This window comes from Bacillus sp. PSXD-155 (genome assembly GCF_049310765.1).
In the GTDB taxonomy this organism is placed as follows: domain Bacteria; phylum Bacillota; class Bacilli; order Bacillales; family Bacillaceae_G; genus Bacillus_A; species Bacillus_A cereus.
This window is the reverse complement of sequence record NZ_JBMOWC010000033.1, coordinates 23764-48572: the sequence shown is the minus strand read 5'-3', so window position 1 is coordinate 48572 and position 24809 is coordinate 23764. Positions and strand designations below refer to the sequence as shown.

The following is a 24809-nucleotide window of genomic DNA, read 5'->3' as shown; positions in this document are numbered from 1 at the left end:
TAGTTTGGTGATGATGGCAGAGAGGTCACACCCGTTCCCATACCGAACACGGAAGTTAAGCTCTCTAGCGCCGATGGTAGTTGGGACCTTGTCCCTGTGAGAGTAGGACGTCGCCAAGCAACTAAAAACACAAGTCTTTTGACTTGTGTTTTTTTTGTATTGTTAAAAAGAATGGGAAAGAAGTAATGGTAATACAAACACGTTGCCCAAGAGTTAATCATATTATATAAGAGATGGGTGTATATTTTTCTGGAAATTGTTAAGGATTAGAAGTATAAAATAGGTTCACTTAAATAGGGAGGGAAGGTTATGAAATTACAAAGTGAAGTTTGTATTGTTTGTGAGACAAAAAGAAAAGAAGGTATATATGTTTATAATAATTTAATATGTTATGAATGTGAAAAGGATATGGTGAATACAGAGACAGATGATCCGAAATATATACATTATTTAAAGCAACTTCGAAAATTAGAAGTATCATATTTTTAAATAGGCATATGCCTATTATTTTTTTTGTTCTGTATAATAGATGGAGAATGAATAATAAGGAAGAGATGTAGATGAATCAAAATCATATGCCTTTATATGAGGCGTTAATCGAGTTTAAAGAAAGAGGGCCTTTATCCTTTCATGTCCCAGGTCATAAGAATGGTTTAAACTTCCCTCAGAAGGCAATAAGAGAGTTTAAAGATATTCTATCTATTGATGTAACTGAGTTAGCAGGACTAGATGATTTGCATAGTCCGTTTGAATGTATAGATGAGGCACAACAATTATTGGCTGAAGTGTATGATACAAAGAAAAGTTATTTTTTAATTAATGGTTCAACAGTCGGGAACTTAGCGATGATTTTGTCTTGTTGTGGGGAACATGATATTGTTCTTGTACAAAGAAATTGTCATAAATCAATTATTAATGGTTTAAAACTAGCGGGAGCAAATCCCATTTTTTTAGATCCATGGATTGATGAAACTTATAATGTACCAGTGGGAGTTCGTAATGAAATTATTAAGAAAGCAATTGGAAAATATCCAAATGCGAAAGCACTCATTCTAACGCATCCTAATTATTATGGTATGGGGATGGATTTAGAGGCAAGCATCGCTTTTGCTCATGCACATGAAATTCCTGTTTTGATAGATGAGGCACATGGGGCACATCTTTGTTTAGGAGAACCATTCCCGAAATCAGCGTTAACATATGGTGCAGATATTGTAGTGCATTCTGCACATAAGACATTACCCGCAATGACAATGGGTTCCTATTTACATATAAATAGTCACTTAGTAGACGAAGAGAAGGTTACTACTTATTTAAGTATGCTACAATCTAGTAGTCCATCGTATCCAATTATGGCTTCCTTGGATATAGCACGCTTTACAATGGCGCGTATAAAAGAAGAAGGTCATGGTGAAATTGTTGAGTTTTTACGGAGATTTAAGGAACGGTTACGTTCTATTCCCCAAATCGCCATTTTAGAATATCCGTTGCAAGACGAGTTAAAGGTTACCGTACAAACTCGTTGTCAGTTATCAGGGTACGAATTACAGTCCGTATTTGAAAAGGTCGGTATATATACAGAGATGGCTGATCCGTACAATGTCCTATTTATTTTACCCTTGCAAGCAAATGAGGGGTATATGAAGGTTATAGAGATGATCCGAGTAGCATTGCAACATTATGACGTGAAAGACAAGAGGGAATCTATTCGTTATACTTATAAAGGTGAATTCTCTCCGTTGCCGTATACGTATAAACAACTAGAAAGATATGGAACAAGGATAGTATCTATAGAAGAGGCTGTTGGAATGATAGCGGCAGAAATGGTGATTCCGTATCCACCTGGGATTCCATTGGTTATGTATGGAGAGAGAATTACTTCAGAGCATAAAGAGCAAATTATGTATTTAGAGAGAGCAGGAGCTCGTTTTCAAGGTAATACGAAATATATGAAAGTGTATGATATAGAAAGTAGGTTTTAGGATGAAGGGATTATTTGTAACAATTGAAGGCCCAGAAGGTTCAGGTAAAACAACGTTAATTAAAAGCTTATTGCCATATTTTGAACAAAAAGCACAAAAGGTAATGGCGACAAGGGAACCAGGTGGTATTGCAATTTCTGAGGACATTAGGACGATTTTACATAAACAAGAATATACGATGATGGAAGCACGTACAGAAGCGCTTCTTTATGCTGCTGCGCGCAGACAACATTTAGTAGAAAAAGTTATGCCAGCACTTAATGAGAACTATCTCGTGTTATGTGATCGTTTTATAGATAGTTCTTTAGCATATCAAGGCTATGCAAGAGGATTGGGTATGGATAAGGTATTTGAAATAAATCGTTTCGCAACAGAGGACTGTATGCCTAGTTTAACAATTTATCTAGACATTGAGCCTGAGGTTGGCTTGGCTCGGATTGAAAAAGATGCAGGACGTGAAGTAAATCGACTAGATATGGAAGATATCTCTTTCCATAAACGTGTGCGCGAAGGGTATTTACAAGTTGTAGAACGTTTCTCGGAGCGTATTGTATTGGTAAATGCTGATCAGCCGATGGAAAAACTTATAGAAGAAGTTGTTCGGATTATAGAAGATAAATTGTTATAATAGAAGGAAAGAATGAAATAAGTGAGGTATGCATTATGATGAAGACGTGGGAGCAGCTTTCTGCTATACAACCCATCGGTGTAAAAATGTTGATGAATAGCATTGCAAAAGAGCGTATATCCCACGCTTACTTGTTAGAGGGAGGGAAAGGTACGGGAAAGTTTGCGACAGCAATTCAAATGGCAAAGAGTTTCCTCTGTTCTCAGCGGAATGGAGTAGAGCCCTGTCATGTATGCACAAATTGTAAGCGAATTGATTCAGGTAACCACCCTAACTTACATATTGTAAAACCAGACGGATTATCTATTAAGAAGCAGCAAATTCATGATTTACAAGAAGAGTTTTCAAAAACAGGATTAGAGGCAAATAAAAAATTATATATTATTGAGCACGCAGATCGTATGACGGCAAATGCGGCAAATACACTTTTGAAATTTTTAGAAGAACCAAGTAGTGATACAACCGCTATTTTACTTACTGAACAAAGTCATCAAATTTTAAATACGATTTTATCTCGTTGCCAAGTTGTTACGTTTAGACCGTTACCTACAGAATCTTTAATTAGAAGATTACAGGAAGAAGGTATTACAGCATCTTTATCGACACTTGCTGCTCAACTCACAAATAGTTTTGATGAAGCTTTAGCTTTATGTAGTGATGAATGGTTTGCACAAGCACGAGCTTTAGTGATAAAATTATGTGAAGCGCTCGAAAAAGATAAAACCTCTATTTTTTTTGTACAAGAAAAATGGGGAAAACACTTTGGAGAGAAAGAACAATTACAGCAAGGGTTAGATATGTTACTCCTTATTTATAAGGATTTACTATATGTTCAACTTGGAGAAGAAGATCGTCTTGTTTTTCATGAGCAGAAAGAGATGTTTGAATCGTTTTCCTATGCTCAGAAGCGCATTGTATCAGCTCTCTTTAATATATTAGAGGCAAAAAATAGAATCAACGCTAATGTAAATGCGCAGCTTGTGTTCGAACAGTTAGTGTTGCGGTTGCAGGAGGGATGACCGTTTTGTATGATGTAGTAGGTGTTCGCTTTAAGAAGGCCGGAAAGGTATATTACTTTGATCCAAATCAGTTCGATATCTCTGAAAATGAGTTTGTTATTGTAGAAACGGTAAGAGGTATTGAATACGGAAAAGTAGTTATTACCAAAAAGCAAGTTGATGAAAACGACGTTGTATTACCGCTAAAAAAGGTTATTCGTATTGCAAATGAAAATGATCGTACCATTGTTGAAGAGAACAAACATGCTGCAAAAGAAGCATATCAAGTCTGTCAGCAAAAGGTAGTAGAGCATAATCTTGATATGAAACTTGTAGATGTAGAGTATACATTCGATCGTAATAAGATTATTTTCTATTTTACTGCGGATGGTCGGATTGATTTCCGCGAACTAGTGAAGGACTTAGCGGCAATTTTTAGAACAAGAATTGAACTAAGACAAATTGGTGTTCGTGATGAAGCGAAGATGCTAGGTGGTATTGGTCCATGTGGTCGTATGCTTTGTTGTTCTACTTTTTTAGGAGATTTTGAACCTGTATCCATTAAAATGGCAAAGGATCAAAATTTATCATTAAATCCTGCAAAAATCTCTGGTTTATGTGGTCGCTTAATGTGTTGCTTAAAATATGAGAATGATGAATATGAGGCAGCAAAGGAACAACTTCCTGATTTAGATCAACGTATACAAACCCCGCATGGTACTGGCCGTGTGATCGGATTAAATATTTTAGAAAGATTAATTCAAGTGGAACTAGTAGACAAGGAACGGATAGTAGAATATACGTTAGATGAGTTAGTGAATAAAGGGGTCGTTTCGAGTCAAACCACAGATTAATGAGGTGGGTGCTTGTGGAGAAAAAAGATATTTTTGAATCGGTTTCTAGTATGGAAGAGCAAATTGGACATTTATACAAACAGTTGGGAGAGTTAAAACAGCATCTTGCAGAGTTGTTGGAAGAAAACCAGCATATAAAAATGGAAAATAACAATTTGCGACACCGTTTTGAAGAAGTGCAGAATAAAGAAAAACAAAAAACTCAAAAGCGTAAAGAAGTGAAGCCGAAGACAGATATTGGTGAAGGCTATGACAATTTAGCGAGACTGTATCAAGAAGGTTTTCATATTTGCAATCTACATTATGGAAGTGTACGTAAAGAGGGAGATTGTTTGTTCTGTCTGTCATTCTTAAATAAAAAGTGAAATTACCTTTCCAATTATAATTGGAAAGGTAATTTTTTATACATGAAATAGGGTAGGTTAAGGGTAAGAAAAGGAGCAGTATATGAATTTATATGAAGATGAACGTTTAGATTACTTATTAGCGCAAGACATGAAGATTATACAAAGCCCATCAGTATTTAATTTTTCTTTAGATGCTGTTTTACTAGCAGATTTTGCATGGGTACCAATTCAAAAGGGGAATTTACTTGATTTGTGTACAGGTAACGCAGTTGTCCCCCTTCTATTAAGTACAAGAACAAAAGGAAAGATTACTGGTGTGGAAATTCAAGAACGCTTATATGATATGGGAGTAAGAAGTGTTCAATATAATGGGCTGGAAGAAAGAATTCACCTCATACATGGAGATTTGAAAGATATGCCAGAGAAACTCGGACGTCATCAATATGATGTTGTTACATGTAATCCACCATATTTTCAAACACCTCAAACTTCAGAGAAAAATATGAATGAACATTTAGCGATAGCTCGTCATGAAATTATGTGTACATTAGAAGATGTTGTATCTGTAAGTAGTCAGTTAGTAAAACAAGGTGGGAAAGTGGCGTTTGTACATCGTCCAGGGCGATTACTCGACATTGTCACATTAATGCGTAAATATAAAATTGAACCAAAGCGTGTGCGATTTGTTTATCCTAAGGTTGGAAAAGAAGCAAATACATTGTTAATTGAAGGAATTAAGGATGGAAATGCAGATTTAAAAATTTTACCACCTCTCGTTGTATATGAGAACAATAACGAATATACAAAGGAGATACGTTCAATTTTATATGGAGAAGAATAAGCATTTTTTTTATGTGGTAGAGTGCTCTGATGGAAGTTATTATGCTGGATATACAAACCATATAGAAAAACGAATACAGACTCATAATAGCGGCAAAGGAGCTAAGTATACACGCGTCAGGCTTCCTGTCGTTTTAAAATATGTAGAGACCCATGATGATAAACGTACAGCTATGCAAGCGGAGTATTACTTTAAGCAATTAACGAGAAAACAAAAAGAGGCATATATGCAAAAAGGAGAACGCTATGTGGCAACAAAAAAGCTTTCAACAAAATGAAAAGGGAGTTTTATATTTAGTACCAACTCCTATTGGAAATTTAGAAGATATGACATTTCGTGCAATCCGAATTTTAAAAGAAGTTGATTTAATTGCTGCTGAAGATACGAGACAAACGAAAAAACTTTGTAATTATTTTGAAATTGAAACACCTGTCACGAGTTATCATGAGCATAATAAAGAAGTAAGTGGAAAGAGAATATTAGAGAAGTTAGAGGATGGAAAGAATGTAGCACTTGTTAGTGACGCTGGTATGCCGTGTATTTCTGATCCGGGTTACGATATTGTTGTTGAGGCAGTAGCTGAGCAATATCATGTAATTCCGCTTCCTGGAGCAAATGCAGCCCTTACAGCATTAATTGCATCCGGTCTTGAAACAAAGCAGTTTTATTTCTATGGTTTCTTGCAGAGAAACAAAAAGGAACGGAAGATGGAGTTAGAAAAGCTTCGTTATGTACAAACTACAATGATGTTTTATGAAGCGCCTCATCGTTTAGATGATACTTTAATTTCGATGCAGGAAGTGTTGGGAAATAGAGAGATTGTATTGTGTCGAGAGTTAACGAAAAAATTTGAGGAATTTATTCGAGGGACAATTCAAGAAGCAATTGAGTGGACGAAGCAAAATGAAGTACGTGGTGAGTTTTGTATTTTAGTAGCTGGTTCAACAGAAGAACCTGCTCCAGAAGAACAATGGTGGGAATCTCTTTCAGTATATGATCATATTGAACACTATATAAATGAAAAAGGTATGAATTCAAAAGAAGCGATTAAAACAGTCGCTAAAGATCGAGATTTGTCGAAAAGAGATGTATATCAAATCTATCATGTCGATAAAAAATAAGCTTCTCATAATTGAGAAGCTTATTTTGCTGTTTCGATATAATCTTGAAGTTCGTTTAAGATTTGCTCAGCGCCTTCTTTGCTTAAGATGATTTTACCTTCAGCTAAAGAAAGGTTACCGTCAGATACTTCACCAGTTACTTGGCAAGTCATGTTTGGTTTATATTTCTTTAAGATGATTTTTTCGTCATCAACATAGATTTCAAGAGCGTCCTTTTCTGCAATACCTAAAGTACGGCGTAATTCGATTGGAATTACTACACGACCTAATTCATCAACTTTACGAACAATACCAGTAGATTTCATAATTTTTTTCCTCCTAAATAAATAGTTTATAAGTTTCGAGTCTATTTTTAGATTCGTCATTTTTCGACAAAATACCCTATGGACATATGATACCAATCATTTACATTTCCGTCAATTCTTAAATTCTATATTTTTTAAAAAGATTTATAGATTTCTTATTTCTTATATATAATAGATTGAGAGGAAATTCCACAATTATTTACAATATTTTCAGAAAAAAATTACAAATTCCAAGTGGAGATTGTATATTTTTTTGAAATATGAGCAATAGATGATAAAGATATCGAGCATTAAGACCCAGAATTCAAAATTAGGTTGGCTTAAAGAAGATAAGTGAGATTCGGGCTGCTCGTAAAAGCCCGATTGATGTGGGCTAATAATCAGTGGGGATGAAGAAAAACCCCACTGATTAAAGTTTCACTTTATATATGAGTTTTTGATATACTGTTTATAAATACATATGAGGTTATTCGGGAGGTCCAAAACAATGACAGAGGAAAATAAGTCCTTTTATATTACTACCCCAATTTATTATCCAAGTGGAAAATTACACATTGGACATGCTTATACGACAGTAGCAGGAGATGCAATGGCACGATATAAGCGTATGCAAGGATATAATGTGCATTATTTAACAGGAACTGATGAGCATGGACAGAAGATCCAAAAGAAAGCAGAAGAGTTAAATATTACGCCACAGGCATATGTTGATAATATTGTTGCAGGAATTAAAGAGCTTTGGGAGAAGATGGATATTTCTTATGATGATTTTATTCGTACAACTGAAGATCGTCATAAAGATGTTGTCGAAAAAATCTTTAAGCAATTAGTAGATCAAGGTGACATTTATCTTGATGAATATGAAGGTTGGTATTCTGTACAAGATGAGACGTTCTATACAGAGCACCAATTAGTAGATCCAATTATGGAAGGTGACAAAGTAGTTGGAGGAAAAAGTCCAGATAGTGGTCATGATGTAGAACTTGTTCGTGAAGAATCTTATTTCTTTAGAATGGGTAAATATGTCGACAGACTATTAAAGTTCTATGAAGATAATCCACATTTCATTCAGCCGGAGTCTCGTAAAAATGAAATGATTAATAATTTTATTAAACCAGGATTAGAAGATTTAGCAGTTTCTCGTACTTCATTTGACTGGGGAGTTCGTGTTCCTGGTAACCCAAAACACGTTATTTACGTATGGGTTGACGCATTATCTAACTATATTACGGCGTTAGGTTATGGAACAGCAAATGAAGAGAAATATAAAAAATTCTGGCCTGCAGATGTGCATTTAGTTGGGAAAGAAATCGTTCGTTTCCATACAATTTATTGGCCGATAATTTTAATGGCATTAGATTTACCTCTTCCAAAGAAAGTCTTTGCTCATGGCTGGATTTTAATGAAGGATGGAAAGATGAGTAAGTCAAAAGGAAACGTAGTAGATCCAGTTACATTAATCGATCGTTATGGATTGGATGCATTACGTTATTACTTACTTCGTGAAGTTCCATTTGGATCTGATGGCGTATTTACACCAGAAGGATTTGTGGAGCGTATTAATTTCGACTTAGCAAATGACTTAGGTAATTTATTAAATCGTACAGTAGCTATGATTGATAAGTACTTTAACGGAGAAATCCCTGCATTTAAAGCAAATGTAACAGAATTTGATGAAACGTTAGTAGCGTTTGCACAAGATACTTTGAAAAAAGTAGAAGAAGCAATGGAGAATATGGAGTTCTCTGTAGCGTTAGGATCTATTTGGCAATTGGTTAGTCGTACGAATAAATATATTGATGAAACACAACCATGGGTATTAGCAAAAGATGAGAATGATCGTGAAAAGTTAGCTTCCGTAATGGCTCATTTAGCAGAAGTACTTCGTCAAACAGGTATTATGCTTATGCCATTCTTAACAGTAGCACCAAGCAAGATGTTTGCTCAGCTTGGCCTTACTGATGAGGCTCATAAATCTTGGGAAAGTCTATCTACAATTGGCTGTATTCCAGCTGGAACAAAAGTAGAAAAAGGAAACCCAATTTTCCCTCGTTTAGAAATAGAAGTGGAAGTAGAGTACATTAAAGAACAAATGAAAAGCTCTGCCCCTAAAGTAGAAGAGAAAAAAGAAGAAGAGCCGAAGGCAGAAGAAATTACAATTGATGATTTCTTTAAAGTAGAATTACGCGTAGCTGAAGTACTATCTGCTGAACCTGTGAAAAAAGCAGACAAGTTGTTAAAAATTCAACTAGACTTAGGCACAGAAAAGCGTCAAGTTGTTTCTGGAATTGCAAAATTCTATTCGCCAGAAGACCTAAAAGGTAAAAAGGTTATTTGTGTAACAAACTTAAAACCTGTAAAATTACGCGGTGAATTATCGCAAGGTATGATTTTAGCGGGTGAAGAGAATGGTGTATTGTCATTAGCATCAATTGACCAAAATCTACCAAATGGTACAAAAATCAAGTAATTAAGACAAGAAAAGAGATGTTTCACGTGTAACATGTGTGAAGCGTCTTTTTTCTTTTTACATTCTCTATTTTTGCATTAAGATTGTAGTATTGTTATCGTTAAGTTATTAAAGAACTTATTTTTGTAGAATAAACTTGATTTCAATATAAAAGGAGTTATGTATTATGTTGTTTGATACACATTCGCATTTGAATGCAGAGCAATTTGAAGAAGATTTGCAAGAAGTTATTGCCCGAATGAAAGAAGCGGGAGTTACTTATACAGTTGTTGTTGGTTTTGATGAAGTAACGATAAAAAAGGCGATGGAATTAGCTGAAGCTTATGATTTTATTTACGCTGCGGTTGGATGGCATCCAGTTGATGCAATTGACATGACAGAAGAACATTTAGCTTGGTTAGAAGAACTTGCTTCTCATCCTAAAGTCGTTGCACTTGGAGAAATGGGTTTAGATTATCATTGGGATAAGTCTCCAAAAGAAATACAGAAAGAAGTATTTCGTAAACAAATTGCATTAGCGAAAAAAGTGAAATTGCCGATTATTATACATAATCGCGATGCAACTCAAGATATTGTTGATATTCTAGAAGAAGAGAATGCAGCTGAAGTAGGAGGCATTATGCATTGTTTTAGCGGCAGCGTAGAAGTAGCAGAGCGATGTGTTGATATGAACTTTCTAATTTCGTTAGGCGGACCAGTTACATTTAAAAACGCTAAAAAGCCGAAAGAGGTTGCTACGGAGATTCCATTAGAGAAATTGTTAATAGAGACGGATTGTCCATATCTAACGCCGCATCCATTTCGAGGGAAACGAAATGAACCGAGTTATGTAAAACTCGTAGCAGAAGAAATTGCGAATTTAAAAGGTGTTTCTTATGAGGAAGTAGCAGAAATGACAACCAAAAATGCAAAAGCTTTATTTGGTGTTGAATAAAAAAGAATGGGGAAACCTGTTCTTTTTTATTTTGAAAAAACACTAGTAGAAGTGATGAAGAAAATAAATGTGAATGATGAAGTGTTACAATAAGGACAGAGAACAAAGATTTTTCTATTCTATTTTTTAAAATATAAGAATGAGGAAAATAATAATGGAAAAGTCGTCATTTTTTTGTTTTACTAAGTAGAGACGAAACGAGTGTGGAGGCAAGCATGAAAATAAAAGAGATTATCGTTGTAGAAGGTAAAGATGATACAGTTGCGATTAAGCGTGCTGTTGATGCGGATACAATTGAAACGAACGGTTCAGCAATCGGTGATCATGTTATTGAGCAAGTTAAATTAGCGCAGCAAAAAAGGGGCGTTATTATTTTCACAGATCCAGATTATCCTGGAGAGCGTATTCGAAAAATTATTTCTGACAAGGTTCCCGGCTGTAAGCATGCCTTTTTACCGAAGGAAGAAGCGCTTGCTAAAAGGAAAAAGGGAGTTGGGATCGAACATGCTTCTAATGAGTCGATTCGCCGTGCTCTAGAGAATATACATGAAGAAATGGAAGCTTATACAAGTGAAATTAGTTGGAGTGATTTAGTCGATGCAGGCTTAGTGGGCGGAGAAATGGCAAAGAGCCGCAGAGAAAGAATGGGTAAGCTATTAAAGATTGGTTATACAAATGCAAAACAGTTACATAAACGATTACAGATGTTTCAAGTTTCAAAGGAATCATTTGGAGAAGCTTATAAGCAAGTAATACAGGAGGAAAAAAAATGAAGGATATCGCAACGCCAAATCGTACAAAAGACATTGTTGAAAAGTATGGATTTTCATTCAAAAAAAGTTTAGGACAAAACTTTTTAATTGATACAAATGTATTAAATCGTATTGTCGATCATGCAGAAATTGGTTCAGAAAGTGGTGCAATTGAAATTGGACCAGGTATCGGTGCATTAACAGAGCAATTAGCGAAGCGTGCTAAAAAAGTAGTGGCTTTTGAAATTGATCAAAGACTATTACCAATTTTAGATGAGACGTTAGCACCATATGGTAACGTTACAGTTATTAATAAAGACGTACTAAAAGCGGATGTACATGAAGTATTTAATGAGCAATTTGAAGAAGGGCAAGATGTAATGGTAGTAGCTAACTTGCCATACTATATTACAACGCCAATTTTATTTAAATTGCTTGAAGAAAAGTTACCAGTTCGTGGATTTGTTGTTATGATGCAAAAAGAAGTTGGAGATCGTTTAGCTGCTAAACCTGGAACGAAAGAGTATGGTTCTTTATCGATTGCTATTCAGTATTATACAGAAGTTGAAACAGTTATGACTGTACCGCGTACAGTGTTTGTACCACAGCCAAATGTTGATTCTGCAATTATTCGCCTTCTAAAGCGTCCGAAACCGGTTGTAGAGGTGACAGATGAAACATTCTTCTTTGAAGTAGTACGAGCAAGTTTCGCACAGCGCCGTAAAACTTTGATGAATAATTTATCAAATAATTTAAATGGTTTCCCGAAAGATAAGGAATTATTGGATCGAATTTTAACAGAAGTAGGAATTGATCCAAAGCGAAGAGGCGAAACGCTATCTATTGAAGAGTTTGCAACATTAAGTAATGCATTGGTTCTTCATAAATTATCATAAGAATATGAAAGGGACAGTTCAACTTGAACTGTCCCTTTTGTCACCTTTCTCCCTCTAAATTCATATTTTAAAAACAGGTAAGATGGCCTAATGAGTTTGGAGGTAGGAGAATGGCTTTACATGTTGGAGAATTAGTGGAACGATATTCTCATAAGAGGGATATTCTTTTTCGTATTATAGAAATAAAAGGCGAGATAGCTATATTGTTTGGAGAGGAAATTAGACTGGTGGCGGATGCGCCACTTGAAGATTTAATTAGTATAGATCAACGAGAACATAAAAAAAGGGTGAAGCGTGAGAAAGAAACAATGGAGCGCACGTATCGTTTGTTTCAACAAGATTATGTGTTAATGAAACAAAGGCATGAACATACTTCAACTGGTGGATACACAAGTGAGGTGAATTATTTTCAAATGCCGGGACGTGTATTGCATATAGATGGAGACCCTTTATATTTGCGCAAGTGCTTAGACTTATATAACAAAATTGGCGTTCCTGTACAAGGTATTCATTGTAAAGAAACGGAGATGCATGAAAAGGTAGTAGACTTAATAGATCACTTTCGCCCAGACATTCTCGTTATTACGGGGCATGATGCATATACAAAATCGAAAGGAGTGAAGGGAGATTTAGCGGCATATAGGCATTCAAGGCATTTTGTACAGGCTGTTCGAGAAGTGCGAAAAAAATATCCATCATTGGATCAACTTGTTATTTTTGCTGGGGCATGTCAATCGCACTTTGAGGCACTAATTCGTGCAGGGGCCAATTTCGCTAGTTCACCATCTAGAATTAATATTCATGCACTAGATCCTGTATATGTAGTTGGTAAAATTAGTTTTACTTCATTTATGGAGAGAGTCAATGTATGGGATGTCGTACGTAATACAATTACTGGTGAAAAGGGACTAGGTGGAATTGAAACGAGAGGGATTTTACGAACGGGATTACCTTTTCAACATTACGAAGAGTAAGCAGGGTACATATGTATCTTGCTTTTTTGTATGGAAGGATTTAAATGAATTTGGATAAAAAGAGACAAGAACGTACAGACTACGTAATGATACTTTTACAATATAGTATTTCTTCTATCTATTCAAACGCAAGATGATATTAGCTGTGAATCGAGGTTAATAATTAGGATAGATATATCGTGTTTTAAGTGTTCAATCTAAATTACAGCGAGGTGTAGCGAAGTATATGTCAAAACGTTTAGATGAAATTAAAAGCGAATTAGATCACCATCTTGGACAGCGACTTATGTTAAAAGCAAATAGTGGAAGAAGAAAAACTGTGGAGCAATCAGGTGTACTAGCAGAAACATACCGTTCTGTTTTTGTTGTACAATTGGATCAACAAGAAGATGCGTTGCAACGTGTATCTTATAGTTATGCAGATGTTTTAACAGAGACAGTAGAGTTAACATTTTATGGAGACCCTCATGATGAGGTCATTTTATAATCCGTATATCATTACATATATTTCCATAAATGAAAAGCTATATTATTTTGCATACTAACTATACCGTAGCAAAATAAGGAGGGACTCTGCATTGAGTAGACGAAGAGGTGTCATGTCAAACCAATTTAAAGAAGAGCTAGCAAAAGAGCTTGGCTTTTATGATGTTGTTCAGAAAGAAGGATGGGGCGGAATTCGTGCGAAAGATGCTGGTAACATGGTGAAACGTGCTATAGAAATTGCAGAACAGCAATTAATGAAACGAAACCAGTAGTTGTAAGATACTTTCTATGCTACGGTAGCCGAGGAGACATTCCTCGGCTTTTTGTACTCTAAAAGGTGCCATCATTTTACATAAGTAGTTTCATTCTGAATGCTTTTCGTTATAATTAGGGAAGTGTCATCGTCTTACTATAAATTTATGGTAAAATAAACGATAAAAGATTGAGTACATAGAGTGGGTGAATAGATTGAAGCTACTAGTGAAAGCACCAGCAAAGATTAATCTGTCGTTAGATGTACTGGGAAAAAGACAAGACGGATATCATGAAGTGAAAATGATTATGACAACCATTGATTTAGCAGATCGTCTAGAACTAACGGAATTAGCAGAAGACCGTATTGAAATTTTATCCCATAATCGGTATGTCCCAGACGACCAACGAAATTTAGCTTATCAGGCAGCGAAATTATTAAAAGAGAAGTTTAATGTAAAAAAAGGTGTATCTATTACTATTGAAAAAACGATTCCAGTAGCAGCTGGATTAGCAGGTGGAAGTAGTGATGCAGCAGCGACATTACGTGGTCTTAATAAATTATGGAATTTAGGGCTTACAATTGATGAGTTAGCAGAGCTTGGCGCAGAAATTGGATCAGATGTATCTTTCTGTGTATACGGCGGCACAGCAATTGCCACTGGAAGAGGAGAGAAAATTGAGCATATAAAGACTCCGCCTTCTTGTTGGGTTATTTTAGCGAAACCACATATAGGTGTATCTACTGCTGATGTGTATGGAAATTTAAAGTTAAATCGAGTTACACATCCAAATGTAGATAAAATGGTTGATGTCATAAATTCTGGAGATTATAAAGGGATTTGTGATACTGTTGGTAACGTTTTAGAAGATGTAACATTTGGAATGCATCCTGAAGTTGCACGTATTAAATCACAGATGAAGCGATTCGGAGCGGATGCTGTATTGATGAGTGGAAGTGGTCCAACTGTATTTGGACTTGTACACCATGATTCTCGAATGCATCGCATTTATAACGGATTAAAAGGATTTTGTGAACAGGTCTATGCGGTACGTTTATTAGGAGAGCGAGAAACGCTTGAATAAAGACGTATAATACGTTATGATTTGTTTAGAATATTCGTGATTTGAGGTGAGAGTATGAAAATTAGAAGAAGTACAAGATTAGTCGATATGACTTATTACTTGCTACAAAACCCTCGTCAGCTAGTATCTCTCACTTTTTTTGCTGAAAGGTATCAATCGGCTAAGTCTTCCATTAGTGAGGATTTAGTTATTATTAAGCAAACGTTTGAGCAACAAGGGGTCGGCACATTGCAAACGATACCAGGAGCAGCAGGAGGAGTGAAATATATACCGTATATAAGTGAAGAAGAGGCAGATCTAATTATTGATGAGCTTTGTGGCTTATTTGAAAACCCAGATCGTATTTTGCCTGGCGGTTACTTATACATGACAGATTTATTGAGTAATCCTCGCCATATTAATGGCGCAGGTCGTTTGTTTGCTTCTGTTTTTGCTAGGCAATCAATTGATGCGGTTATGACAGTGGCAACGAAAGGGATTCCACTTGCTTATGCAGTGGCAAATTACTTAGATGTACCAGTTGTAATTGCAAGGAAAGATAATAAGGTAACAGAAGGTCCGACTGTTAGTATTAACTATGTGTCGGGTTCTTCTAAACGAATTCAAACAATGACGTTAGCAAAACGCAGCCTTCCAGAAGGATCGAATGTTTTAATTATTGATGACTTCATGAAAGCTGGTGGAACGATTCAAGGTATGATGAGTATGTTAGAAGAGTTCAAGGCTAATGTTGTTGGTATTGGTGTATTAGTAGAATCCACAGATATTGAAGAACGACTAATTAATAATTTTGTATCATTAATTCGTCTATCGGAAGTTGATGTGAAAGAAAAAACGATTCAAGTGGAAAAAGGGAATTATTCTCTTGCACCATTTGATGAAGGGCTTGTAGAGGCTGAATAAAAGGTAGAGCAGATAGCTCTATCTTTTTTTATTTTATTTATAGATTATAAAATAGATGGACAAACTGCCTTTCGTACACTATTTTTAAAGAGTAAAATAAATAATAAAAGGGTGAAAAGTATGAAAGTTGTTCAAACAAGCAAGGCACCACAAGCGATTGGACCTTACTCACAAGGGATTATTGTAAATAATATGTTTTATAGCTCAGGACAAATTCCATTAACGAAAAATGGGGAGCTTGTAACAGGAGATGTAACAGTACAAACAGAACAAGTATTTCAAAATTTACAAGCGGTATTAGAGGAAGCGGGTGCTTCATTTGATACAGTCGTAAAAACAACAGTATTTTTAAAGGACATGGATGATTTTAATGCTGTGAATGAAGTATATAGCTCTTATTTCTCTACTCATAAACCAGCTCGATCTTGTGTGCAAGTAGCAAAATTACCGAAAGATGTTTCCGTTGAAATTGAAGTAATCGCCCTAGTTAAGTAACCTTTTGTAAGCGATAACCTCCACTAATCTCTATATTCAACTACATTAAAAATTTTTATCTTAAAAATTTTTAAAAAATTAAAGGGAAAATAGAAAATTTGTGGAATTTATACAAATATATCGCTTATTTAGAAAAGGGTGGTGAACACAAGATGGAAGTGACTGACGTAAGATTACGCCGCGTAAACACAGAAGGCCGCATGAGAGCAATTGCCTCTATTACTTTGGACCATGAATTTGTTGTTCATGATATTCGTGTAATTGATGGTAATAATGGATTATTTGTAGCAATGCCAAGTAAACGTACTCCAGATGGAGAGTTCCGTGACATTGCACATCCGATTAATTCTGGTACACGCTCTAAAATTCAAGATGCGGTTTTAACAGAGTATCATCGTTTAGGCGAGTTAGAAGAGGTTGAGTTTGAAGAAGCAGGTGCTTCGTAAAATTCGAATGAAAAGGGCTTTGACGAAAAGCCTTATAATTTTGTAGCAAACTCCTGTAAGCATTTACAGGAGTTTGTTTTTTTTTGCTTTATATTTGAAAATTTCATAATTCATTAACATAAAAAGAAGAAACTACTAATTTTTTCAAAATCATTTTAAATAGTATAGCTTATTTCTTAAAAAAGATACTAAAGAGTAAAACATCTTATAAGAATTATGGTAAAATTTAATAGTTAAAATGTGTTTCTTGAAATATATGATGATTTAGGATAATATCTTTAATGGATAAATAGGTTGCGATGGAGGGTCTATATGTCAAACAGATTTGCAGTGATTCTAGCTGCAGGTAAAGGCACACGTATGAAGTCTAAGCTATACAAAGTGCTGCATCCTGTATGTGGAAAACCTATGGTACAACACGTAGTCGATCAAGTATCTCAATTAGGATTGCAGAAACTTGTAACGGTTGTTGGGCATGGTGCTGAAATGGTACAAGAACAGCTAGGAAACGTAAGTGAGTTTGCATTACAAGCAGAACAACTTGGTACAGCACATGCTGTAGATCAAGCTGCAAGTGTACTTGCAAATGAAGAAGGAACAACTTTAGTTATTTGTGGGGATACGCCGCTAATAACTGCTGAAACGATGGAAGCATTACTTCAGCAACATAAAGAAGCGGGAGCAATGGCGACGGTGCTAACAGCGTACATAGAAGAACCTGCTGGATATGGCCGTATTGTTCGTAATGAGAATGGTCATGTTGAAAAGATTGTTGAGCATAAAGATGCAAATGAGAAAGAATTAGCTATTAAAGAAATCAATACAGGTACGTATTGTTTTGATAATAAGGCTTTATTTGCTTCACTTTCTAAAGTTTCAAATGATAACGTACAAGGTGAATATTACCTTCCAGATGTTATTGAGATTTTAAAAAATGAAGGTCATATCGTATCAGCTTATCAAACAGAGCAGTTCGATGAAACGTTAGGTGTTAACGACAGAGTCGCTCTATCGCAAGCGGAAATTATTATGAAAAACCGTATCAACCGAAAGAACATGGTAAATGGTGTTACAATTATTGATCCAAGTAACACTTATATTTCTGCTGATGCAATTATCGGTAGTGATACAGTTCTTCATCCAGGAACAATTATTGAGGGGAACACTGTAATTGGTTCTGATTGTGAAATTGGACCACATACAGTAATTCGTGATAGTGAAATTGGAGATCGTACGACAATTCGTCAATCTACTGTACATGATAGTAAACTTGGTACAGAAGTATCGGTTGGTCCATTTGCACACATTCGCCCAGATTCAGTTATTGGAGACGAAGTACGCGTTGGAAACTTCGTGGAAATCAAAAAAACTGTCTTTGGTAATAGAAGTAAAGCTTCACACTTGAGTTATATCGGGGATGCACAAGTTGGAGAAGACGTGAATCTTGGTTGTGGTTCAATTACGGTGAACTATGACGGTAAGAATAAATTCAAAACTGTGATTGGTAATGGGGTATTTATTGGATGTAATTCAAACCTTGTTGCTCCAGTAACAGTTGAAGATGGTGCTTATGTGGCAGCAGGCTCTACAATTACAGAGAATGTTCCATCAAAAGCATTATCGGTAGCACGTGCACGTCAAGTTAACAAAGAAGACTATGTTGATCAATTGCTGAATAAGAAAAAATCATAATGTGGAGGGTTAATCTAGATGTCGACTCAATATCTAAATTCTAATTTGAAAGTATTCTCTTTAAACTCTAATAAGGAACTTGCTGAGCAGATTGCAAAGCATATTGGAGTAGGACTAGGAAAATGTTCTGTTGATCGTTTTAGTGATGGAGAAGTTCAAATTAACATTGAAGAAAGTATCCGTGGTTGCGATGTATTCATTATTCAATCTACAAGCTTCCCAGTAAACGAACATATCATGGAATTACTTATTATGATCGATGCATTAAAACGTGCATCTGCGAAAACAATTAATATTGTTATTCCTTATTATGGTTATGCGCGTCAAGACCGTAAAGCGCGTTCTCGTGAACCAATTACATCGAAACTTGTAGCAAACTTGCTTGAAACAGCAGGTGCAACTCGTGTAATCACTCTAGATTTACATGCTCCACAAATTCAAGGGTTCTTTGATATCCCAATCGACCACTTAATGGGTGTACCGATTCTTTCTGATTACTTTGAAACAAAAGGTCTTAAAGATATCGTAATCGTGTCTCCTGATCATGGTGGTGTAACTCGTGCAAGAAAAATGGCAGATCGTCTAAAAGCGCCAATCGCTATTATTGATAAGCGTCGTCCTCGTCCGAACGTATCAGAGGTAATGAACATTATCGGTAATATTGAAGGCAAAACAGCGATTTTAATTGATGACATCATTGATACAGCTGGTACAATTACATTAGCAGCAAACGCTCTTGTTGAGAACGGTGCTTCTGAAGTATATGCTTGCTGTACACACCCAGTATTATCTGGCCCAGCAATTGAGCGTATTCAAAATTCAAATATTAAAGAGTTAGTTGTAACGAACTCTATCGTATTACCAGAAGAGAAGAAAATCGACAAAGTACATGAACTTTCAGTTGCTCCATTAATTGGAGAAGCAATCATTCGTGTATACGAAGAAGAATCTGTGAGTGTATTATTCAATTAATTGGATAGAATGAGACGTAACCAATTTTGGTTACGTCTTTTCGTATCGAAAAAAGAAAGTAGTGGTACAAGAATGAAATTGATAGTAGGACTTGGGAACCCAGGTAGAGAATATGAATTAACAAGGCATAATATTGGATTTATGGCCATTGATGAACTTGCGAAGCGTTGGAACATTTCTTTGAATGAACAAAAATTTAAAGGTGTATTTGGTGCAGGGTTTGTTAATGGAGAAAAGGTAATCTTATTAAAGCCGCTAACATATATGAATTTATCTGGGGAAAGTATTCGTCCACTCATGGATTATTATAAAATTGATGTTGAGGACTTCGTTGTTATGTACGACGATTTAGACATTCCTGTAGGTAAATTGCGTCTTCGCATGAAAGGTAGTGCTGGTGGACATAATGGTGTAAAGTCAACGATTTCGCACCTAGGAACACAAGAATTTCAACGTATCCGTATGGGAATCGATCGCCCGAAAAATGGAATGAAGGTAGTCGATTATGTATTAGGACGCTTTACATCTGAAGAGATTCCGGATGTTAACCATTCTATTGAAAAAGCAGCGGATGCATGTGAAGAGTGGCTAAATAAGCCTTTTCTCCAAATCATGAATACTTTCAATAGTTAAAAATGAGATTGGGAATATTTCTCTTTTGTTTTACCCATACTAGTAGTAATTGAATTTTTAGGAGGCTAGTATGGAAGGGTATTATTATTGCAGACACTGCGGAGGTAATGTAGGCTCCATTAACGCAGAAAAAGTATATAGCGACGTTTTATTTCAACTAACAGAGCAGGAAGTAGTAGAGATGATTCATTTTCATGAGAATGGAAATATATATATAAAAACAATTTGTGAATCGTGTCAAGAAACGCTCGCATCTTATCCTGAGTATTATGAGTATGAAAAATTTCTGCAATGAAATGTTGTCGCTTTGGCATGTCCAAAGCATTTTTCTGTTTTCCTTTTCCAAAATATTTGCATAAAATAGAATGACTTGCTCTTTATGTTGAGAGGAGTTTTAAAAATGATAGGTTTATTAGAGCAATTTTATAAAAATGAAGAGATACAATCGGTTATTAATGGATTAGAAGATGGGTTAAAAGAACAACTTATATCAGGGATGGCAACGTCTTCTCGTTCATTATTAATGGCGGCTTTATATAAAAAAACAAAAAAATCACAATTAATCGTTACACATAACTTATACCAAGCACAAAAAGTACATGAAGATTTAGTGGCGTTACTTGGTGAAAAAGATGTGTGGCTATATCCAGTGAATGAACTGATAGCATCGGAAATTGGGGTTGCAAGTCCAGAATTGAAGGCGCAACGTATAGAAGTGTTAAATCGCTTGGCTGCGGGAGAGAATGGAATCATTGTAGCGCCAGTGGCAGGATTGCGTAGATTTTTACCAATAAAAGAATTGTGGAAGCAAAAGCAAGTTGAAATCAATCTAGGGCAAGAGATTGATTTAGATGCGCTCTTGCATACTTTACATCATATTGGCTATGAACGTAAGTCGATGGTAGAAGCTCCAGGGGAGTTCAGTTTGCGCGGGGGAATATTAGATATTTATCCTTTAACTGAAGAACTACCATTTCGTATTGAATTTTTTGATACAGAAGTCGATTCTATTCGATTATTTGATGTGGATGAACAGCGTTCTCAAGGTAAAAAAGAAAGCGTTAGGTTTGGTCCGGCAACAGAGTTTTTATTTTCACAGGAAGAATTAAAATCAGGAATTCAGCATCTTGAAGAAGGTTTGACTAAGACGATGCAAAAACTTTCTGATGATAAACTAAAGACTACAGTGCTTGAGACGGTAAGTCATGAAATTGAGATGTTGAAAAACGGGCAAAGTATAGAACAGATGTTTAAATACTTATCTATTTTCTATAAAGAACCTGCTAGTCTGATAGATTATTTACCAGAAGATGGTGTTGTAATTTTAGATGAGATTTCCCGTATTCAAGAAACAGCATCACATCTTGAAACAGAAGAGGCGGAATGGTATATATCACTTCTTGGTGAAGGAACAATTATTCAAGATTTATCTTTCTCTCACGCATTTGAGGGGTTTCTTCATCATAAAAAAAGAAGTTTTGTATATTTAACGTTATTCTTGCGTCATATCGCACACACACATCCGCAAAATATTGTAAATGTAACATGTAAAACAATGCAAGATTTCCATGGACAGATGAATTTGTTAAAAACAGAAATTGATAGATGGAATGAAGGGCATTTTACGACTGTTGTACTTGGAACAGATGATGAACGTGTGAAGAAATTACAACATATTTTAAGTGATTATGATATTGAGGCAGATATTGTAGAAGGCACAGATATCTTATTGCCTGGAAGGCTACAAATTGCTGTAGGTGATTTACATGCAGGGTTTGAAATGCCGATGCAAAAGCTTGTTGTCATTACTGAAAAGGAGCTTTTTCATAAGAAAGTTAAAAAATCACAACGTAAACAAAAGTTATCGAATGCTGAACGTATTAAAAGTTATTCGGAATTAAAAGTTGGAGATTATGTAGTTCACGTAAATCATGGTATAGGTAAATTTTTAGGTATTGAGACATTAGAGATTAATGGTGTTCATAAAGATTATTTAAATATTAAATATCAAGGTAATGATAAGTTATACGTTCCAATTGAACAAATTGATCAAGTCCAAAAATATGTAGGGTCTGAAGGTAAGGATCCGAAAGTTTACAAATTAGGTGGAAATGATTGGAAAAAGGTTAAAACGAAAGTTGAAAAATCTGTACAAGACATTGCGGATGACCTAATTAAACTATATGCTGAGCGCGAAGCTTCAAAAGGCTATGCATATACGCCAGATACGGCAGAACAACAAGAGTTCGAATCATCTTTCCCATATCAAGAGACAGAGGATCAGTTACGTTCTATTGACGAGATTAAAAAAGATATGGAACGCGGACGCCCGATGGATAGGCTCCTTTGTGGTGATGTAGGGTATGGAAAGACGGAAGTGGCTATTCGTGCGGCATTTAAAGCAATTATGGATGAAAAACAAGTTGCAATTTTAGTACCGACAACGATTCTTGCGCAGCAACACTATGAAACAATTCGAGAGCGTTTTCAAGATTATCCAATCAATATAGGATTATTAAGTAGATTCCGTACGAGAAAACAACAAAATGAAACGATTAAGGGCTTAAAGGATGGCACAATAGATATTGTAATCGGAACACATCGTATTTTATCTAAAGATGTCACTTATAAAGATTTAGGGCTTCTTATTATTGATGAAGAACAAAGATTTGGTGTAACGCATAAAGAAAAAATTAAACAATTGAAGGCGAATGTTGACGTATTAACATTAACGGCAACTCCGATTCCGCGGACGCTTCATATGTCTATGCTTGGTGTGCGCGACTTATCTGTTATTGAGACACCGCCAGAAAATCGTTTCCCAGTCCAAACGTATGTAGTAGAGTATAATCCAGCATTAATGCGAGAGGCGATAGAGCGAGAGCTTGCAAGAGGCGGTCAAATTTACTTCCTATATAACCGTGTAGAGGATATTGAAAGAAAAGCAGATGAAATTTCGATGTTAGTTCCAGATGCTCGCGTAACGTACGCACATGGGAAAATGAACGAAAGTGAATTAGAGTCTGTTATGCTATCATTTTTAGAAGGACAGCATGATGTTCTTGTAAGTACAACAATTATTGAGACGGGTGTAGATATTCCGAACGTAAATACGTTAATTGTATTTGATGCAGATCGTATGGGGTTATCACAGTTGTACCAGCTTCGTGGGCGTGTTGGACGTTCTAATCGTGTTGCATATGCATACTTTGCCTATAAACGTGACAAAGTGCTGTCAGAAGTTGCAGAGAAGCGTCTGCAAGCAATTAAAGAGTTCACAGAACTTGGATCTGGTTTCAAAATTGCGATGAGAGATTTATCTATTCGTGGAGCAGGTAATTTGTTAGGAGCAGAACAGCATGGGTTTATTGATTCTGTCGGATTTGATCTATATTCTCAAATGTTAAAAGATGCAATTGAACAGCGAAGAGGAACAGATGGAGCTGAAAATACAGTTAATGTTGAAATTGACTTAGAGGTAGATGCATACTTACCAGATGCTTATATTTCAGATAGTAAGCAAAAAATTATGATGTATAAACAATTTAGAGGTGTTTCTGCAATTGAGGATATTGAAGAATTGCAGGAAGAAATGATCGATAGATTCGGTGATTACCCACAAGAAGTTGGTTATTTATTACAAATTGCAAATATTAAAGTGTTGGCAATGAAAGAACAAATTGAGTTAATTAAGCAAAATAAATTTGAAGTAACATTCCTGTTTTCTGAACAAGCAAGTCAAAATATTGATGGTGGAAAATTATTCATGCTCGGAAATAGTTTTGGACGTATGATCGGTCTAGGAATGGAAGGATCACAATTGAAAATTGTTATGAAAACAAATGGCTTAGAGACATCGAAGTGGTTAACAATTGCTGAAAATTTATTAAAAGGCTTACCAGATGTGAAAAAAGAAGTAATAAATGCCTAAAATAAGATAAAAAAATACAATTCGACGTGCATAGAAGAACTAATGTGTAAAATACTATGTCTAACAGTTGGTGATTTTTACATGAACAGGTAAATTCACCACTTTGATCATCAGTAGAAAGTGAGGCAGCATTAGAATGAAAGCAACTGGAATCGTACGTCGAATTGATGATTTAGGCAGGGTAGTAATCCCAAAGGAAATTCGTAGAACTTTACGTATTCGAGAAGGAGACCCACTAGAAATATTTGTTGATCGCGATGGAGAAGTAATTTTAAAGAAGTATTCTCCAATTAGTGAACTAGGTGATTTTGCAAAGGAATATGCTGAGGCTTTATATGACAGCTTAGGACATAATGTGCTTGTCTGTGACCGAGATTCTATCATCGCAGTATCAGGCGTATCGAAAAAAGAATACTTAAATAAAAGTGTTGGCGATCTAATCGAAAAAACGATGGAAGAAAGAAAGTCTGTTATTATGACGGACGAAAGTGATATTTCCATTATCGATGGTGTAACAGAAAAGGTTCATTCTTATACAGTTGGACCGATTGTTGCAAACGGAGACCCAATTGGAGCCGTCATTATTTTTTCAAAAGAAGCTATTATAAGCGAAATCGAGCATAAAGCGGTTAATACTGCTGCCAGTTTCTTAGCGAAACAAATGGAACAGTAAGGGTATATTGATTTTAGAAGTAGCAATCTTTCCTAATTATGATCTTTCTTTTTGAGAAATCAATTATTTGGAGATATATGTATATTGAATGAAGGTAGCGCTTTGCTACCTTTTTTCGTTGAATATTTTTAACGTGTA

The 24809-nt window shown here is 35.6% G+C and carries 27 protein-coding genes and 1 rRNA gene; 27 read left to right on the top strand and 1 reads right to left on the bottom strand.

All coding sequences use genetic code 11. The features are described from left to right. The first annotated feature begins 3 nt into the window (after positions 1-3). From rrf to rsmI, 10 genes are all read left to right on the top strand, one after another. Positions 4-119, top strand: a 5S ribosomal RNA gene (rrf, locus tag ACO6VI_RS25055). A 190-nt stretch (positions 120-309) separates the two neighbouring features. Next, positions 310-489: a sigma factor G inhibitor Gin gene (locus ACO6VI_RS25050; protein ID WP_000776279.1), complete on the top strand. Its 180-nt coding sequence runs from the start codon at positions 310-312 to the stop codon at positions 487-489. A 71-nt stretch (positions 490-560) separates the two neighbouring features. Further along, on the top strand, positions 561-1982 hold the full coding sequence (locus ACO6VI_RS25045) for an aminotransferase class I/II-fold pyridoxal phosphate-dependent enzyme (protein WP_001073004.1): 1422 nt from the start codon (positions 561-563) through the stop codon (positions 1980-1982). Position 1983: 1 nt separating this feature from the next. Beyond that, the gene (gene tmk, locus ACO6VI_RS25040) at positions 1984-2610 is read left to right on the top strand and encodes a dTMP kinase (protein WP_088020002.1); all 627 of its coding nucleotides are present in this window, start codon (positions 1984-1986) and stop codon (positions 2608-2610) included. Positions 2611-2645: 35 nt separating this feature from the next. Beyond that, positions 2646-3629, top strand: a complete 984-nt coding sequence (gene holB / locus ACO6VI_RS25035) for a DNA polymerase III subunit delta' (protein WP_000978578.1) — start codon at positions 2646-2648, stop codon at positions 3627-3629. A gap of 5 nt (positions 3630-3634) precedes the next feature. Continuing rightward, on the top strand, positions 3635-4462 hold the full coding sequence (locus ACO6VI_RS25030; RefSeq protein WP_000272429.1) for a PSP1 domain-containing protein: 828 nt from the start codon (positions 3635-3637) through the stop codon (positions 4460-4462). Positions 4463-4476: 14 nt separating this feature from the next. Beyond that, entirely contained in the window at positions 4477-4827 is a 351-nt protein-coding gene (gene yabA, locus ACO6VI_RS25025; RefSeq protein ID WP_000412063.1) for a DNA replication initiation control protein YabA, read from the top strand. 82 nt (positions 4828-4909) lie between these two features. Next, the gene (locus ACO6VI_RS25020) at positions 4910-5650 is read left to right on the top strand and encodes a tRNA1(Val) (adenine(37)-N6)-methyltransferase (RefSeq protein WP_088020000.1); all 741 of its coding nucleotides are present in this window, start codon (positions 4910-4912) and stop codon (positions 5648-5650) included. Beyond that, the gene (locus ACO6VI_RS25015; RefSeq protein ID WP_000414350.1) at positions 5637-5927 is read left to right on the top strand and encodes a GIY-YIG nuclease family protein; all 291 of its coding nucleotides are present in this window, start codon (positions 5637-5639) and stop codon (positions 5925-5927) included. Before ACO6VI_RS25020 ends, ACO6VI_RS25015 begins: the two co-directional genes overlap by 14 nt. Next, positions 5896-6771, top strand: coding sequence for a 16S rRNA (cytidine(1402)-2'-O)-methyltransferase (gene rsmI / locus ACO6VI_RS25010; RefSeq protein WP_000267824.1), 876 nt, complete (start codon positions 5896-5898; stop codon positions 6769-6771). Before ACO6VI_RS25015 ends, rsmI begins: the two co-directional genes overlap by 32 nt. A 20-nt stretch (positions 6772-6791) precedes the next feature. On the opposite strand, the gene ACO6VI_RS25005 is transcribed toward rsmI, so the two are convergent. Next, positions 6792-7076, bottom strand: coding sequence for an AbrB/MazE/SpoVT family DNA-binding domain-containing protein (locus tag ACO6VI_RS25005; protein ID WP_000843036.1), 285 nt, complete (start codon positions 7074-7076; stop codon positions 6792-6794). Between the two features lie 487 nt (positions 7077-7563). Here ACO6VI_RS25005 and metG point away from each other — a divergent pair, with 487 nt between their 5' ends. From metG to spoVT, 17 genes are all read left to right on the top strand, one after another. Further along, positions 7564-9546 carry a methionine--tRNA ligase gene (gene metG / locus ACO6VI_RS25000; RefSeq protein ID WP_000134131.1) on the top strand — a complete coding sequence of 661 codons (1983 nt, stop codon included), beginning with the start codon at positions 7564-7566 and terminating at the stop codon, positions 9544-9546. A gap of 166 nt (positions 9547-9712) precedes the next feature. Next, positions 9713-10480, top strand: a complete 768-nt coding sequence (locus ACO6VI_RS24995) for a TatD family hydrolase (RefSeq protein ID WP_000895840.1) — start codon at positions 9713-9715, stop codon at positions 10478-10480. A 215-nt stretch (positions 10481-10695) separates the two neighbouring features. Further along, positions 10696-11253 carry a ribonuclease M5 gene (gene rnmV / locus ACO6VI_RS24990; protein ID WP_000692837.1) on the top strand — a complete coding sequence of 186 codons (558 nt, stop codon included), beginning with the start codon at positions 10696-10698 and terminating at the stop codon, positions 11251-11253. Further along, positions 11250-12128, top strand: a complete 879-nt coding sequence (gene rsmA, locus ACO6VI_RS24985; RefSeq protein ID WP_000651548.1) for a 16S rRNA (adenine(1518)-N(6)/adenine(1519)-N(6))-dimethyltransferase RsmA — start codon at positions 11250-11252, stop codon at positions 12126-12128. The genes rnmV and rsmA overlap by 4 nt, the downstream gene beginning before the upstream one ends. A gap of 110 nt (positions 12129-12238) precedes the next feature. Further along, entirely contained in the window at positions 12239-13102 is an 864-nt protein-coding gene (gene yabG / locus ACO6VI_RS24980) for a sporulation peptidase YabG (protein WP_001173734.1), read from the top strand. A gap of 226 nt (positions 13103-13328) precedes the next feature. Next, entirely contained in the window at positions 13329-13589 is a 261-nt protein-coding gene (gene veg, locus ACO6VI_RS24975; RefSeq protein ID WP_000044346.1) for a biofilm formation stimulator Veg, read from the top strand. A gap of 91 nt (positions 13590-13680) precedes the next feature. Continuing rightward, positions 13681-13860, top strand: a complete 180-nt coding sequence (gene sspF, locus ACO6VI_RS24970) for an acid-soluble spore protein SspF (RefSeq protein ID WP_002094215.1) — start codon at positions 13681-13683, stop codon at positions 13858-13860. Between the two features lie 196 nt (positions 13861-14056). Next, positions 14057-14926: a 4-(cytidine 5'-diphospho)-2-C-methyl-D-erythritol kinase gene (gene ispE / locus ACO6VI_RS24965; RefSeq protein WP_000772104.1), complete on the top strand. Its 870-nt coding sequence runs from the start codon at positions 14057-14059 to the stop codon at positions 14924-14926. Between the two features lie 54 nt (positions 14927-14980). Beyond that, positions 14981-15829 (top strand): pur operon repressor, encoded by an 849-nt coding sequence (purR, locus tag ACO6VI_RS24960; RefSeq protein WP_000702467.1) that lies wholly within the window; start codon positions 14981-14983, stop codon positions 15827-15829. A gap of 120 nt (positions 15830-15949) precedes the next feature. Further along, complete coding sequence (locus ACO6VI_RS24955) at positions 15950-16324, top strand: RidA family protein (RefSeq protein ID WP_000869824.1); 375 nt, start codon at positions 15950-15952, stop codon at positions 16322-16324. A gap of 152 nt (positions 16325-16476) precedes the next feature. Further along, on the top strand, positions 16477-16770 hold the full coding sequence (gene spoVG, locus ACO6VI_RS24950; RefSeq protein ID WP_000454041.1) for a septation regulator SpoVG: 294 nt from the start codon (positions 16477-16479) through the stop codon (positions 16768-16770). 312 nt (positions 16771-17082) lie between these two features. Further along, entirely contained in the window at positions 17083-18462 is a 1380-nt protein-coding gene (gene glmU / locus ACO6VI_RS24945) for a bifunctional UDP-N-acetylglucosamine diphosphorylase/glucosamine-1-phosphate N-acetyltransferase GlmU (protein ID WP_000071039.1), read from the top strand. Positions 18463-18480: 18 nt separating this feature from the next. Continuing rightward, complete coding sequence (locus tag ACO6VI_RS24940) at positions 18481-19434, top strand: ribose-phosphate diphosphokinase (protein ID WP_000107420.1); 954 nt, start codon at positions 18481-18483, stop codon at positions 19432-19434. Between the two features lie 72 nt (positions 19435-19506). Next, positions 19507-20067 (top strand): aminoacyl-tRNA hydrolase, encoded by a 561-nt coding sequence (gene pth / locus ACO6VI_RS24935; protein ID WP_000767702.1) that lies wholly within the window; start codon positions 19507-19509, stop codon positions 20065-20067. Between the two features lie 70 nt (positions 20068-20137). Further along, positions 20138-20362: an anti-sigma-F factor Fin family protein gene (locus tag ACO6VI_RS24930; protein WP_000399438.1), complete on the top strand. Its 225-nt coding sequence runs from the start codon at positions 20138-20140 to the stop codon at positions 20360-20362. Between the two features lie 105 nt (positions 20363-20467). Further along, positions 20468-23998, top strand: a complete 3531-nt coding sequence (mfd, locus tag ACO6VI_RS24925; protein WP_000579684.1) for a transcription-repair coupling factor — start codon at positions 20468-20470, stop codon at positions 23996-23998. Positions 23999-24134: 136 nt separating this feature from the next. Beyond that, on the top strand, positions 24135-24671 hold the full coding sequence (gene spoVT / locus ACO6VI_RS24920; RefSeq protein ID WP_000648306.1) for a stage V sporulation protein T: 537 nt from the start codon (positions 24135-24137) through the stop codon (positions 24669-24671). Positions 24672-24809: the final 138 nt, after the last annotated feature.